This is a genomic window from Pelomonas lactea (assembly GCF_043555885.1).
GTDB classification, from domain to species: domain Bacteria; phylum Pseudomonadota; class Gammaproteobacteria; order Burkholderiales; family Burkholderiaceae_C; genus Pelomonas; species Pelomonas lactea.
Genome location: NZ_JBIGHX010000009.1, coordinates 1 through 13,586, shown reverse-complemented (window position 1 = coordinate 13,586; position 13,586 = coordinate 1). Strand labels below are relative to the sequence as shown.

Below are 13,586 nucleotides of genomic sequence, written 5' to 3'. Positions count from 1 at the left end.
ATTGAGCCGTCAGCGGCCTCAGGCGGGCCGGCTTGGGGCGGCCCGGCGCTCGGCCCGGAATACATCCTGTTGAAGGGTCTTCGATGAACTCTGCTCGTCGCATCGCCTCGGTCGACGCGCTGCGCGGCCTGGCCGTGGCGGCCATGCTGCTGGTCAACAACCCGGGCGACTGGGGGCATGTCTACGCGCCGCTGGAGCATTCCGCCTGGCATGGCTGCACGCCCACCGACCTGATCTTCCCGTTCTTCCTGTTCATCGTCGGCGTGTCCACCGCGCTGGCACTGGGGCCGCGCGTGGACGCCGGGGCCGACGTGGCGAGGCTGCGGGCCGGCGTCGTGCAGCGCGGGCTGCGCATCGTCGCGCTGGGTCTCGTGCTGCACCTGCTGGCCTGGTGGCTGATGCACAAGCCCGAGTTCCGTGCGCTGGGGGTGCTGCAGCGCATCGGCCTGTGCTTCATCGCCGTGGGCCTGGTGGCGATCCAGCTGCGCGTGCGCGGGCAATGGCTGCTGCTGGCGGCGCTGCTGGCCGGCTACGCCGCGCTGCTGCAGTGGGGCGGCCCGCTGGAGAAGGCGGGCAGCCTCGCGCAGCGCGTGGACACGGCCGTGCTGGGCCGCTTCGCCTATGAATGGAATGCGCAGACCGGCATCGCGTTCGACCCCGAGGGCGTGCTGTCCACGCTGGGCGCGCTGGCGACGACGGTGTTCGGGCTGCTGTGCGGCGGGCTGCTGCGGCGCGGGCAGCCGCGCGCACTGCTGCTGACCGGCGTGGCGGCGGCCGCGGTGGGCTGGTGGTGGTCGACTTGGCTGCCGTGGAACAAGCCGCTGTGGACGCCGTCCTTCGTGCTGTGGACCGGCGGCCTGGCCTCCATCGCGCTGGCTGCCGCGCATGGCTGGATGGACCGCCTGGGCCACCGCCCCTGGGGCCGCGCGTTCGGGCTGAACGCCATCGGCGCCTATGCCGGGGCCTGGATGTGCACCGTGCTGCTGGCGGCCACGGGCTGGATGGCGCCGCTGTACCGCGGCGTGTTCGCGCCGGTGGGCGCACGGCTGGGGCCCGAGGCGCAGTCGCTGTCGTTCGCGCTGGCCTTCGTGGCCGTCTGGGCCGTCATCGTCTGGGTGCTGGACCGGCGCGGCTGGTACTGGAAGATCTGAGGCCATGGCGGGCGATCCTTTCGCCATCCGCATGCCGCCGGACATCCGCTCCGTGCGGGTGGGCGAGCACCAGGTCGTCTTCATCGACGACTTCCTCGACGACCCGCAGGCGCTTGTCGACGCCGCCTGCCAGGCCGCGTTTCAGCCCTGCCCGGGCGCCGACGAGCGCCGCGGCTACCCCGGCGTGCGCGCGCCGGCGCCGCGGGCCTACACCGAGAGCCTGACGGCGCTGATGGACCCGCTGATCCGCGTCAACTTCGGCGTGCCCGAGGCGCTGCCGCTGAAGAAGACGCCCTGCGCGTTCTCGCTGACGACGGTGGCGCCGCACGACCTGGGCCTCTTGCAGCGCGTGCCGCATTTCGACGCCAGCACGCCGCACTACATGGCCGTGCTGCTGTACCTGTGCGACGAGAAGCATGGGGGCACGGCGTTCTACCGCCACCGCGCCAGTGGCCTGCAGCAGATCACGGCCGGCAACCGCGAGGCCTACGGCGAGCAGGTCTACGCCGAGGTCGACGGCCGCGCGCCGCCGCCGCGCTACTTCGGCGACTCGGATGACCGCTTCGAGCTGCTGGGCATGCTGCCCGCGCGCTTCAACCGGCTGGCCATCTACCGCGGCAGCCTGCTGCACTCGGCCATCGTCCGCCCGGCCGCCGGGCTGGCCAGCGACCCGCGCCAGGGCCGGCTGACGGTCAACACCTTCTACGACTTCTGAGTCGTTGCGGCGCAGAGCGAGAGAAGGCTCTTGGCGCGTTGTCCGGTGATGCCTGCCGGATCAGGTTGGGCGGGAGGCTGGGCATGCCTGCCCAGCCGCTCGCTGCCTTGCGTCCCGCCTTCGTCGAGACAAGCCGTGGTGGCGTCGCTGGGGCGTACAGGCGCGCAATTGCGCAGGTAAAGGAGGAGGTCCGCGTAGCGGGCCGGGGGACACGGAGCAATTGCGCGCCTGTGCGCCCCAGCCCATCCCAAACCAGTCGGAATTCAGGGCGCCGCCGTGTGGTCACCAGCCAAGGCGCGACGAGCCAAAAAAAAAGCCCGGCGGCTGCCGGGCTTGAAGGAGACAAGCGGTCAGGGATCAGAACTTGGCGGTCAGGCCCAGCTTGTAGGTCGTCTCGCCCTGGAAGGACCAGGCCGGGAAGCCGGCGCGCAGCGGCGTCTTGATGGCCGTGTTGCTGGCCGCCGCGGCGCCGTACTGCACATCGTCGTCCTTCAGCAGGTTGACGATGTCCAGGCTCAGCTTGAGCGACTTGTTGATGTTCCAGCCGAAGGAGGCGTCCAGCGACCCGAACGCGTCGTGCATGCGGTTGCCATACCAGAAGGCGCCTTCGCGGATCATGTACTTGGAGCGCCAGTTGTAGGCCAGCCGGGCGGTGTAGCTGGCGTCCTCGTAGTAGCCGACCAGGTTGACGTTGTGCTTGGAGGCCTGCGTGAACACGCCCAGCGCGTCCAGGTAGCTGCTGGCCGGCGCCTTGCCTTCGGTGAAGGTGTAGTTGCCGCTGACGCCGAAGCCGTTGCTGAAGCCGTGGTTGGCCTGCAGCTCGATGCCGCGGATGGTGGCGCCGCCGGCGTTCACGTAGCGCTGCACCGTCCAGTTGTCCTTCTTGGTGACCGGGTCCACCAGGCCCATCTGCTGGTCGGGCGTGATCAGCGCCGTCACGAAGTTGGAGATGTCCTTCAGGAAGTACGTCGCCGACACGAGGTTGCCCTTGCCGTAGTAGTACTCCACGCCGATGTCGGCCTGGCTGGACTTCATGGGCTTGAGGCCCACGTCGCCGAAGGTCCAGGTCTCGTTGTTGGACCGGTCGTCATTGAAGCCCGACAGCGTGATCGGGAACATGTTCGCGAAGTTGGGGCGCGTGATGGCCTGCGAGGCCGTCGCGCGCAGCACCAGGTCCTTGCGCAGGTCGAACGCGACGTTCAGGCTGGGCAGCACGTCGTTGTAGGTGGTGCTGACGCTGGACAGCGTCTTGGCGAAGCCGACGTTGCTGTCATACCCGTCCTTGGGCGAGGTGCCGGTCTTGTCGACCGCGTAGCCCAGGCCCTTGACCGTCGTGGAGATGTAGCGCAGGCCGAAGTTACCGCGCAGGCCCTCGGTGTCGAACTCGAACATGCCGTAGGCCGAGCGGTTCTTCTCGTTGAGCTCGCCGTAGCCGGAGCGGTCTTCCGTCCAGGCGGTGATGCTCTTGCGCGTGTTGTTCAGCATCGCGCTCACGTCCGCGCGCGGGATGGACCAGCTCGCCACGTCCACCGAGCCGCTGAACAGCGAGCTGGTGGGCGCCGAGGCGATGGTGCCGGCCCAGATGGGGCGGAAGCTGCGCTTCTCGAACGTGTGGTCGGCCAGGCGCACGCCGGCCTTGAACGCGCTGATGACGCCCCAGTCCACGTTGAAGGTCGCATCCAGCTGGCCGAACTTCTCCTTGTCCTTGTTCGGGCCGGCCGACGTGGCCCAGCTTTCCGGCGTCATGCTCGCCGGCAGCGAGCTCAGGCCCCAGGACTGGTTGGACGTCGGGTTGATGCTGATCTGGTGGCCGGTGGCGTCGATGGTGCCCTGCCAGTTGGGGCGCGTGAACGGGCCGGCGGCGCCGTCGAAGGCGGCCGTCTGGTAGTTGGTCGTCAGCGACGTGCCGCCCTTGGCCTGGGTGTTGCCCAGCACCAGGTCGAACTTGGCGTTGTCGATCTTGTAGTGCGCGTCGGCGACGACGCTGTTGGAGTCCATGCTGGCGCCGCGGGCCCAGACCTGGAAGAACTTGTGCGGCAGCGGCTTGGCGGCCGTCGTCGTGCTGTGCAGGCACATGTCGATGCTGCTGCGCTTGTCGCAGTTCGCGTCGTGCATCAGGTAGTCGCTGGAGTTGGACGCGTCGGCGTCCAGCTTCATCTTCAGCACGTTCAGGCCCAGCTCCAGGCCGTCCACCGGGCGCGCCTGCAGCGCCACGTTGATGGCGGTGCGCTTGCGGTCCTGCACGAAGGCGGTGGGCGCCACGTCGCTGTTCCAGCGGCTGTCGGCCTCCACGCCGTTGCGGATGTAGTTGCCCTTGGAGATGCCGCCGGCGATGAGCGCGCCGAAGCGGCGGTCAGCCGTGCGCCAGCTGTAGAGGCCGGAGACTTCCTTCTCGGGGTCGCTGATGGTGCTGCGGCTGTAGCGCGTGCTCAGGAACACCGTGTTCGGGTCCAGGTCCAGCGGCTTGCGGGTCTTGACGATGACCGTGCCGCCGATGCCGCCTTCGGTCAGGTTGGCCTGCGAGGACTTGTAGACCTCCATGCCGCCGATCAGCTCGGCCGGCAGCAGCGAGTAGTTGAACGAGCGGTCGATGTCCATCTGGTCGTACCAGCCGGTGGACGCGACGGTCTGGCCGTTCAGCGTGGTGTAGGTCATCTGCGGGTCGGAGCCGCGGATGGACACCGAGGCGCCCTGGCCGAACGCGCGGCCCACGGACACGCCGGGGATGCGGCCCAGCGCCTGGCCCACGTCGGAGTCGGGCAGCTTGCCCACGTCCTCGGCCGACACGGCGTCGACGACGGCGGACGCGTTCTTCTTGATCGTGGCGGCGCTCTGCAGCGAGGCGCGGATGCCGGTGACGACGACTTGTTCGAGCTGCGTGGACGCCGCCGGTGCGGCCTCCTGCGCCTGCACGGCGAGCGCGCTGCTCAGCAGCGTCAGCGACACGGCGGTCGCGATGGGGGTCAGCTTGACCTTCATGAACTGGTTCCTTGTTGTGGTCAGAGGGCGGGTGGCGGCGGCGCCGACCGCTGGGTCGAGTACCACCATGAGTCCGGTTGCAGCGGGGCTCTCGTCTGAGCGAGATGCGACCAGTGCGAGACCACTATAGGGAGTGACAAATCCACTTTGCTACCAATTAAGACATGGTAGTTACCCGGGTGGCTCATGGGAGGGGGATGCCAAAAGTTCGGCCTTCTCACGAAGATTCAGGCGCCGGCAGGCAAACTGGTATCTAAGTGGTTGAGTTGTTCGGGTGCACCCATGTTGTGCGCTGGCGACGAAAATCGGCGCCGCCGAACCTGGGTTGCGCTATCAGTTTTTGCCCATCGTGAAGGTGGACTGTTTTTGGTCTGGCTTTCCAGGGTTTTGGCCGTGGCCGGGCCGGCCGGCCGCCGGGACAATGGCGGCTCGCCCCATGAACGACCCGATGACCCCTTGCCTCCCAGGCCCGCGCCACGCCGCCGGCCGGCCCGCATGACGCCCGTTGCCACCTGGCCGGTGGCCGACCTGCCGACGCTGCGGCAGCGCCTGGAGCAGTGCGCCGAGCCGGTGCTGCTGCCGGGCCTCGTGCGCGACTGGCCGGCGGTGCGTGCCTGCCGCTCGGCGCCGCTGGGCATCTGCGACTACCTGGCCCGCCTGGACCGCGGCGTGCCGGTGTTCGCCACCAAGACGCGCGCCGCGGCGCAGGGCGTCATGGGCTACAACGACGACCTGACCGACTTCGCGTTCGTGAAGGCGCGCATGACGCTGGCCGAGTTCATGGCCAACCTGGCGGCCTACCTGCCGCTGGACGGCGCGCCGGCCATTGCCGCGCAATGCGCCAAGGTCAGCGACGTCATCCCCGGCTTCCTGGACGAGAACCCGCTGCCGGCGCTGCCCGGCGTGGTGCCCAACTTCTGGCTGGGCAATGCGCTGACGGTGCCCGTGCACCACGACCACCCGTACAACCTGGCCTGCGTCGTGGCCGGCCGGCGCCGCTTCACGCTGTTCGCGCCAGAGCAGGTCGGCAACCTGTACATCGGGCCGCTGGAGCACACGCCGTCCGGCGCGCCGATCTCGGTGGTGCACCCCAAGGCGCCGGACTTCGCGCGCTACCCGCGCTGGCGCGACGCGCTGGCGGCGGCGCGCGTGGTGGAGATGGCGCCCGGCGACGCGCTCTACATCCCGCCGCTGTGGTTCCACCAGGTGGAGGCGCTGGAGAAGGTCAACCTGCTCGTCAACTACTGGTGGCCCGTGGAGGGCGACCGGCGTCTGCCCAGCCCGGCGGCCACCTTCATGCAGGCCGTGCAGGTGCTGAACGCGCTGCCGCCGGCGCAGCGCGACGCCTGGGCCGCGATGTTCGGCCACTACGTGGTGCAGCGCGAGCAGGACCCCGGCGCCCATGTGCCCGCGGCCTGGCAGGGCGCACTGGCGCGCCGCCAGTGAGGGGCGCGGCATGCGGGCGATGAAGGAACTCCACGGCGTCACGCGCGAGCGCTTCGAGCGCGACGTGGTGCCGGCCTACGAGCCCGTGGTGCTGCGCGGCGTGGCGGGCGACTGGCCGTTGGTGGCGCAGGGCCGGGCGGGCCTGGCGCCCTGCCTGCAGTACCTGATGAGCTTCGACGGCGGCCAGCCCGTGGATGCCGTGCTGGCCCGGCCCGACGCCACGCGGGCCTTCACGTACAAGCCCGCGCTGGACGGCTTCAACTTCACGCGCGACAGGCGGCCCTACGCGGCGCTGTTCGAGCAGCTGTGGCGCTACAGCCATTTCCCCGAGCCGCCGGCGCTGGCCGCGCAGAGCGCGCTGGTGGCCGAGGCGCTGCCGGGCCTGGAGCTCGCCAACGTGCTGCCGCTGCTGGACGCGTCCGCCGCGCCGCGCATCTGGATCGGCAACCGCGCGACCGTGCCGGCGCACTTCGACGACTCGCACAACCTCGCCGTCGTCGCCGCCGGCACGCGCCGCTTCACGCTGCTGCCGCCGGCCTGCGCGCCGCTGCTGTACCTGGGCCCGCCCGACTACGCGCCCACGCCGGCGCCCATGTCCGTCGTGCCCGACCTGCACCGCGCCGACGCGGCGCAGTTTCCGCTGGTGGCCGAGGCGCTGCAGCAGGCCGTCGTCGCCGAGCTGGCGCCGGGTGACGCGATCTACATCCCGCCGCTGTGGTTCCACCAGGTCGAGGCGCTGGCGCCGCACCTGAACATCCTCGTGAACTACTGGTGGCGGCCCGAGGCCGCGCCGGGCCGGCCCGACGACCTGCACCTGGCCGCGATGCGGCTGGCCATGCTGGCGCTGCGCCACCTGCCCGATGCCGAACGCGAGGGCTGGCGGGCGCTGTTCGGGCACTACGTGTTTGGCGCGCGTGGCGACGGCCTGGCGCACATCCCCGAGGGGCAGCGCCACCTGTTTGGTGACGTCGATGCAGCCGCCGACGCTGCCATGCGGCAGGACATCGCCCGCCGGCTCGATCACCAGAGGTAGAGCTGCAGCGTGCGGTCGCCCACGCGCGGCGGGATGTCGGCCAGTAGCGTGCGGTGGTCGGGGAAGTTCAGCGCGCTGCGGGCAACGAAATCGTCCACCGCGTCCAGCCGGTGGCGCGCCTGGTGCGGCGTGGGCGGCTGCAGGTCGTCCGGGAACAGGCCCATGCCGGCCAGCAGCGCGTACCAGGACACGATGGGATAGCCCTGGCCGAAGCGGCCCTGCTTCAGCCCCGCGGCCAGCGGCTTGCGCGACATCCACGTCATCAGCACGCCCTGCAGCGACTCCGACAGGTGCATGTTCTCGGCGTTGGCGCGCCAGTAGTCGGTGTCCGTGCGCGAGTTGGTCTTGTAGTGCGCCACGATGTAGTCGCGCGTGTTCTCGAAGCGTGCGCGCATGAACTCGTTGAACCGGTCCTGCGCGGCCGGGCCGACGTCGCCCTGCTCCAGCGCCTCGACCAGCGCCGCGGCCGTGCGCTGCACGAACAGCAGCGCCGTGGCCTCCAGCGGTTCGATGAAGCCCTGCGACAGGCCCACGGCCACGCAGTTGCGGTTCCACTGTCGGGCCATGCGGCCCACGCGCATCGTCAGGTGGCGGGCCGGCACGTCGGCGTCCAGCAGGCCCAGGTGCTGGCGCAGCTCCGTCTCGGCCTCGTCGGCGGAGCAGTGCGCGCGGCTGTAGACGTAGCCGTTGCCGCGCCGGTTCGTCAGCGGGATCTTCCATGCCCAGCCGTGGCGCAGCGCTGTTGCGGTGGTCTGCGATTCGATGGGGCCGTCCAGCGGCGTCGGCATCGCGATGGCCGCGTCGTTGAACAGGTTCTCGGCGTAGGAGATGAAGGGCGTCTTCAGCGCCTGGCCGATCAGCAGCGACGAGAAGCCGGTGCAGTCGACGAAGAAGTCGGCCGCCAGCGTATCACCGTCGTCGAGGCGAAGCCGGGCGATATTGCCTTGTTCATCCAGCTGCACCTCGGCGACGTGGCGCTGCAGGTGCGTGACGCCACGCGCCACGGCCTGGCGGCCGAGGAACTGCCCCAGCAGCGTCGCGTCGAAGTGATACCCGTACCAGATGTCGAACGGGAAGTTGTGGTTCGCGCGCGGCCCGCGGCCCTGGCGGGCCAGCGCGGCGGCGACGAAGAAGCGGTCCGGGTGCGCATGCACGTCGGCACCGTCCAGCCGTGCATGCACGTTGTCGACGAACTGATGCATGGTCATGTTGTCCAGCATCGACGCGAACGGGTGGAAGTAGCGCTCGAAGCCCGGCCGCGTGGACCAGCCCTCGAACGTGATGCCGCTCTTGTAGGTGGCGTTGCAGGCCGGCATCCATTCGGATTCCTCGATGCCCAGCCCGTCGAAGAACCCGCGCAGCCACGGCGTGGAGCCCTCGCCCACGCCGATGATGCCCACCTGCGGCGACTCCAGCACCGTCACCTTCAGTCGCGGGCCGTAGGCCGACGTGGCCAGCATCAGCGCCGTCATCCAGCCCGCGGTGCCGCCGCCGACGACACAGATGTGCTGCACCGGCGGCGGCCTGTCCGTGCTGCCGCCCGCCGGGCGCGCGGCGATGTGCTGGTTGAAGACGGTGGCGGTGTCGGTCATGGGCGGCAGAAGGAAGAAGGGGAGCGTGCTTGCGCACGCTCCCCTTGGATTGTTGGTAGCGCCGGGCGCAGCCGGAACCCGAGGATTCCGCGCTGCGCTGACTTCATCAGTACTTGACGCGGGCGGTCAGGTAGAACTGGCGGCCGTTCTTGTAGATGGCACGCGGCTCCGACTTGAAGTCGCCGTAGTACTTCAGCGTCGGGTCGTTCAGGTTCTGAGCATCCAGGCTGACGGCGAAGTTCTCGTTGAGCTTGTAGCCCAGCGAAGCCGACAGCACGGCGCTGCCGCGCTGGTAGTAGTCCGTGCCACGGTCGCGGCCCAGGAAGTTGTCCGAGTTGTAGCCGTAGTTCACGCGGGCCGAGAACTGGTCGTTCTCGAAGAAGCCACCGAGGTTGGCAGTGTGCTTCACCGAGCCGCGCAGCACGTGACCGCTGGCGTCGTGGCCGTCGGCATACGTGTAGTTCGCACTGACGCCGAAATTGTTGAAGATCGGCGTTTCGAACGCGAACTCCAGGCCCGTGACGCTGGCTTTCTTGTTGATCTGCGTGGTCAGGTCAAACGGCGCATTCACGAAGGTGCCCGTCGGGGCGTTCGTGACTTCGGTGCGCAGCGTGGCGCGCTTGATGCCGTCGATGATGTAGCTGCCCATGTTCATATGGAAAGCACCCATCGAGACGAAGGCGCGCGGCGCGAAGTACCACTCGATATTGGCGTCAAAGTTGGTCGAGCGGATCGGCGTCAGCTCGGGGTTGCCGCTGGTGCCGGTGCCGACTGCCTGGCCGGTGATGTCGCGGTAGGAACCGGTGGCCTGGCTGGCCGACAGCGCCGTGTAGTCCGGACGCGTGATGGTGCGCGACAGGGCCATGCGGGCGACGACCTTGGGCGTCACGTCGATGCGGATGCTCGCGCTGGGCAGCACGTCCGTGTAGTTGTTGTTGCGGAACGTCTGGTAGCAGCCGCCGCCATCACACCACGGCGAGATGGCGTAGCCCGGCGCTGCGGTGTCCTTGGTGGGCACCCAGACCAGCGACGTGGTCTTGGTGTTCACCAGGCGCACGCCGACGTTGCCGTTCCAGCCTTCGCCTTCCAGGTTGCCCTGCAGGTAGCCGGCGGTGACCTTTTCCTTCACGGAGTACTCGGCGGCCACGCGGCGGCGCTCGATCGGGCGCACGGCCGCGGTCTTGGCGTATTCGGCCAGCGTCGCAGCATCCGGGAAGCGGATGTTCGTCGGGAACCCGCTGCCCAGGCCTTCACCGAAGTTGCCCGGGTAGGCTTGGTTGTACTGTGCGTTGGTCAGGCCGATGGACAGACCGCTGACGGAGTTCTTTACCGGGGCGCCCCAGTTCGGGCCCTGGCCGATGATGGGGCCGTCGGTGTAGCGCTTGTGCTGGGCGCTGCGGGCGCCGAACTTCAGGCTCTTCAGGATGCCGGCGTCGAGAGCGTATTCGGCGTCCACCTGGGCCCAGGTTTCCTTGTCCTGCACGACGACGTTCTGGTCGCCGAAGATCCAGTCCAGGCCGAACGGCGTGCCCGTTTCGCCAGCCGGCGGGGTCAGGCCGGTGAAGTTGAACGCGGGCGCTTCGCCGCTGCCCTTGAGCTCGTAGCTGCCGCCCGTGGCGCGGATGTCGCCCTCGAAGACGTCCTGCGAGAGCGTTTTGCCCTTGCCCGTGGACGTGCCCACGTTGCCCGACAGCTTCAGCGCACTGCTGACCTGCCACGAACCCTCCAGGTTCACGAAGTTGGTCTCGGCCGAGGCCTTGCGCGAGATCAGGTCATACACGCCGATGTTGGTCGGCGTGGCGAACGTGAAGCTGGCCTTGGTCAGGATGTTGGTCGACGGATCGACGGCCGTGCCCGACAGCACCGGCGTGCGGCTCAGCGCCCACCAGTTGGACAGCATGTAGTTGCGGTTGTAGTTGTCCGCATCCATCTTGGACGACATGCCCGTCAGCGTCATCTCGACGTCCTTGGACGGCTTGATCTGGGCACTGATGACGCCGCCCTTGCGCTCACGTTCCTGCGTGAAGTAGGCCGCGCCGATCAGGTTGGGGAACAACACGCCCTTCAGCGCCGGGTTCTGGGCGATGACGTCGGGGTTGTTGTCGGTGCTGATCGGGGTCAGCGACAACAGGCCGTCGTGGGCGAAAGTCTCCACGCCATCGCGGCGCAGGTGACGCTTCTCGTTGAAGGCCTGCACCAGCACGCCGAAGGTTTTGGATTCGTTCTTCCAGGCCAGCAGCGCGCTCAGCTGCGGGTCGGTCTTCTTGGCTAGGTCGGCGTAGACGGCGCCGATGCCGGCCTCAAACGTCAGCGCCTTGGCGAAGTCCAGCGGCTTGCGGGTGACGATGTTCACCGAGCCGGCTGTCCCGCCTTCGATGTCGGACGCCGAGGCATTCTTGTGCACTTCGACGCGGCTCACCAGTTCGGACGGCAGCAGCGAGAAGCTGACCGAGCGGCCGACGCCGGCGCCGGTCTGGTCCAGCACGAACCAGTCGCCGTTGGCGACGGCGTGGCGGTCCAGCAGCGTCTGCGTCAGGCTGGGGTTGGTGCCGCGCAGGCCCACACGGTCGCGCTCGTCAAAGCCGCCGGAGCCGCCCGACGGGCTGTTCAGGATGGTCACGCCGGGAATGCGGGCCAGCGAGTCGGCCACGTTCTTGTCCGGCATCTTGCCGATGTCCTCGGCCGAGATGACGTCGATGTGCGTGTCGGCGTTGCGCTTGACGCTCAGCGACTTCTCCTGCGAAGCCCGGATGCCGGTGACGGTGACGGTTTCCAGCTGTTGCGTGGCCGGCGCCTGCTGCGCCATGGCGTAACTGCTGGCGCCGAGCAGGGCGACGAACACCGCCTGCGAGATGGGGGTCTGCTTGACCTTCATGAACTGTTCCTCGTTGTGGCCAATGAAATCGGGCGAGTGGTGGCTCATGCATGGATGCATACCACCTTCAGTCCGGTTGAGGCTTGCTGACTGTTGCGCAAGCTCACGACCAGTGCAACGCCACTTTAACAATTGATAACGCCACTTTGCTACCAGTCAACAGCAGGGGGTTTCCCGAGTGGCTGTCGACTTTGCCCCGCCCGTATTGAGAACGGCGCCTCCGTGGCGCCCCTGGATGCGGATGCTATTGGTATTCGAGTGGCATCTTTTTGGGGCTGCTGATGTTGCTTGCTGACGACGGTGTGGGGCAGTGTTCTGTTGCTACTGCGCGTCGTTCTGTGAGTGGACTGGTCCTGATCTGGTGCTGGATTGGTTGCTGTGTGGTTGCAAACCAGTTGCTGGCATGCGGCCGTAGCTGCGTGCGGGGTGGTTTGCTGCGGCCTGCGGCGGCACTCTTCTTGAGGGCGGGTCTGTCGCTCGTCGGGCGCCGGCGCCGGCTTGTGCGGCCTGGTTTTGACGTTTTGCGGGAGGACTGTTGCGCCTCGTCAACTCTGTGCTATAGTTGCGGGCTTGCCTCAGGAGGGGTGGCCGAGTGGTTAAAGGCAGCAGACTGTAAATCTGCCCGCATTGCGTACGCTGGTTCGAATCCAGCCTCCTCCACCAAAGCATGCATTGGCATGCCGAGGACGTCTGACGGCGAGAAGGCTCCCAGGGCGGGAGTAGTTCAATGGTAGAACCTTAGCCTTCCAAGCTAATGACACGGGTTCGATTCCCGTTTCCCGCTCCACTCGAGAGCGGCTTGGTCGGCCAGCGTCGACACCGGTTTGCCGGTCAGTTCATCTGGCGTCAAACCCGTGCCGATGCCCTTGTGGCTCAGTGGTAGAGCACTCCCTTGGTAAGGGAGAGGTCACGCGTTCGATCCGCGTCAAGGGCACCACAACTTCTTTCTTTTTTCTACTCGTCCCAACGGGTTCGCCTCAGGAGCGCAAGATGGCAAAAGGCAAGTTTGAACGGACCAAGCCGCACGTGAACGTGGGCACGATCGGTCACGTCGACCACGGCAAGACCACGCTGACGGCTGCAATCGCGACCGTGCTGTCCAAGAAGTTCGGTGGCGAGGCCAAGGCCTACGACCAGATCGACGCAGCGCCCGAAGAAAAGGCCCGCGGCATCACGATCAACACCGCGCACGTCGAGTACGAGACCGCCAACCGCCACTACGCGCACGTGGACTGCCCCGGTCACGCCGACTACGTCAAGAACATGATCACCGGTGCTGCCCAGATGGACGGCGCCATCCTGGTGTGCTCGGCCGCTGACGGCCCGATGCCCCAGACCCGCGAGCACATCCTGCTGGCCCGTCAGGTCGGCGTGAAGTACATCATCGTCTTCCTGAACAAGTGCGACATGGTCGACGACGCCGAACTGCTCGAGCTGGTCGAAATGGAAGTTCGCGAACTCCTGTCCAAGTACGACTTCCCCGGCGACGACACCCCCATCGTCAAGGGTTCGGCCAAGCTGGCCCTGGAAGGCGACACGGGCGACCTGGGCGAGCAAGCCATCATGCGCCTGGCCGAAGCCCTGGACACCTACATCCCCCAGCCGGACCGTGCCGTTGACGGCGCCTTCCTGCTGCCGGTGGAAGACGTGTTCTCGATCTCGGGTCGCGGCACCGTGGTGACCGGTCGCGTCGAGCGCGGCATCATCAAGGTCGGCGAAGAAATCGAAATCGTCGGTATCCGCGAAGTCCAGAAGACCACGGTCACGGGCGTCGAAATGTTCCGCAAGCTGCTGG

8 protein-coding genes and 3 tRNA genes are annotated in these 13,586 nt (G+C 67.9%); 8 read left to right on the top strand and 3 right to left on the bottom strand.

Translation table 11 applies throughout. The annotated features are described in order from the left end of the window. The first annotated feature begins 83 nt into the window (after positions 1-83). Both ACG04Q_RS21145 and ACG04Q_RS21140 read left to right on the top strand, forming a co-directional pair. Complete coding sequence (locus ACG04Q_RS21145; protein WP_394513362.1) at positions 84-1,151, top strand: acyltransferase family protein; 1,068 nt, start codon at positions 84-86, stop codon at positions 1,149-1,151. 4 nt (positions 1,152-1,155) lie between these two features. After that, complete coding sequence (locus tag ACG04Q_RS21140) at positions 1,156-1,866, top strand: DUF6445 family protein (RefSeq protein ID WP_394513361.1); 711 nt, start codon at positions 1,156-1,158, stop codon at positions 1,864-1,866. 357 nt (positions 1,867-2,223) lie between these two features. Here ACG04Q_RS21140 and ACG04Q_RS21135 read toward each other — a convergent pair whose 3' ends face one another. After that, entirely contained in the window at positions 2,224-4,845 is a 2,622-nt protein-coding gene (locus tag ACG04Q_RS21135) for a TonB-dependent receptor (protein ID WP_394513360.1), read from the bottom strand. A gap of 495 nt (positions 4,846-5,340) precedes the next feature. Between ACG04Q_RS21135 and ACG04Q_RS21130 the strand changes: the two genes are divergently transcribed. Together ACG04Q_RS21130 and ACG04Q_RS21125 are read left to right on the top strand one after the other, a co-directional pair. Further along, a complete protein-coding gene (locus tag ACG04Q_RS21130; protein WP_394513359.1) occupies positions 5,341-6,291 on the top strand; it encodes a cupin-like domain-containing protein in 951 nt (316 codons plus the stop codon). Between the two features lie 19 nt (positions 6,292-6,310). Next, on the top strand, positions 6,311-7,324 hold the full coding sequence (locus ACG04Q_RS21125) for a cupin-like domain-containing protein (RefSeq protein ID WP_394513358.1): 1,014 nt from the start codon (positions 6,311-6,313) through the stop codon (positions 7,322-7,324). On the opposite strand, the gene ACG04Q_RS21120 is transcribed toward ACG04Q_RS21125, so the two are convergent. Both ACG04Q_RS21120 and ACG04Q_RS21115 read right to left on the bottom strand, forming a co-directional pair. Next, positions 7,312-8,916, bottom strand: coding sequence for a tryptophan halogenase family protein (locus ACG04Q_RS21120; RefSeq protein WP_394513357.1), 1,605 nt, complete (start codon positions 8,914-8,916; stop codon positions 7,312-7,314). The two genes, ACG04Q_RS21125 and ACG04Q_RS21120, sit on opposite strands and share 13 nt — an antisense overlap. A 106-nt stretch (positions 8,917-9,022) precedes the next feature. Further along, positions 9,023-11,839 (bottom strand): TonB-dependent receptor, encoded by a 2,817-nt coding sequence (locus tag ACG04Q_RS21115; protein WP_394513356.1) that lies wholly within the window; start codon positions 11,837-11,839, stop codon positions 9,023-9,025. A 530-nt stretch (positions 11,840-12,369) separates the two neighbouring features. On the opposite strand from ACG04Q_RS21115, the gene ACG04Q_RS21110 reads away from it, so the two are divergent. From ACG04Q_RS21110 to ACG04Q_RS21095, 4 genes are all read left to right on the top strand, one after another. Next, positions 12,370-12,454, top strand: a tRNA-Tyr gene (locus ACG04Q_RS21110). A 50-nt stretch (positions 12,455-12,504) separates the two neighbouring features. After that, positions 12,505-12,578, top strand: a tRNA-Gly gene (locus ACG04Q_RS21105). A 75-nt stretch (positions 12,579-12,653) separates the two neighbouring features. Then, positions 12,654-12,728: transfer RNA gene (locus tag ACG04Q_RS21100), tRNA-Thr, on the top strand. A 53-nt stretch (positions 12,729-12,781) separates the two neighbouring features. Next, positions 12,782-13,586, top strand: an 805-nt coding sequence (locus tag ACG04Q_RS21095; RefSeq protein ID WP_394513355.1) for an elongation factor Tu, incomplete at its 3' end; no start/stop codon positions are given.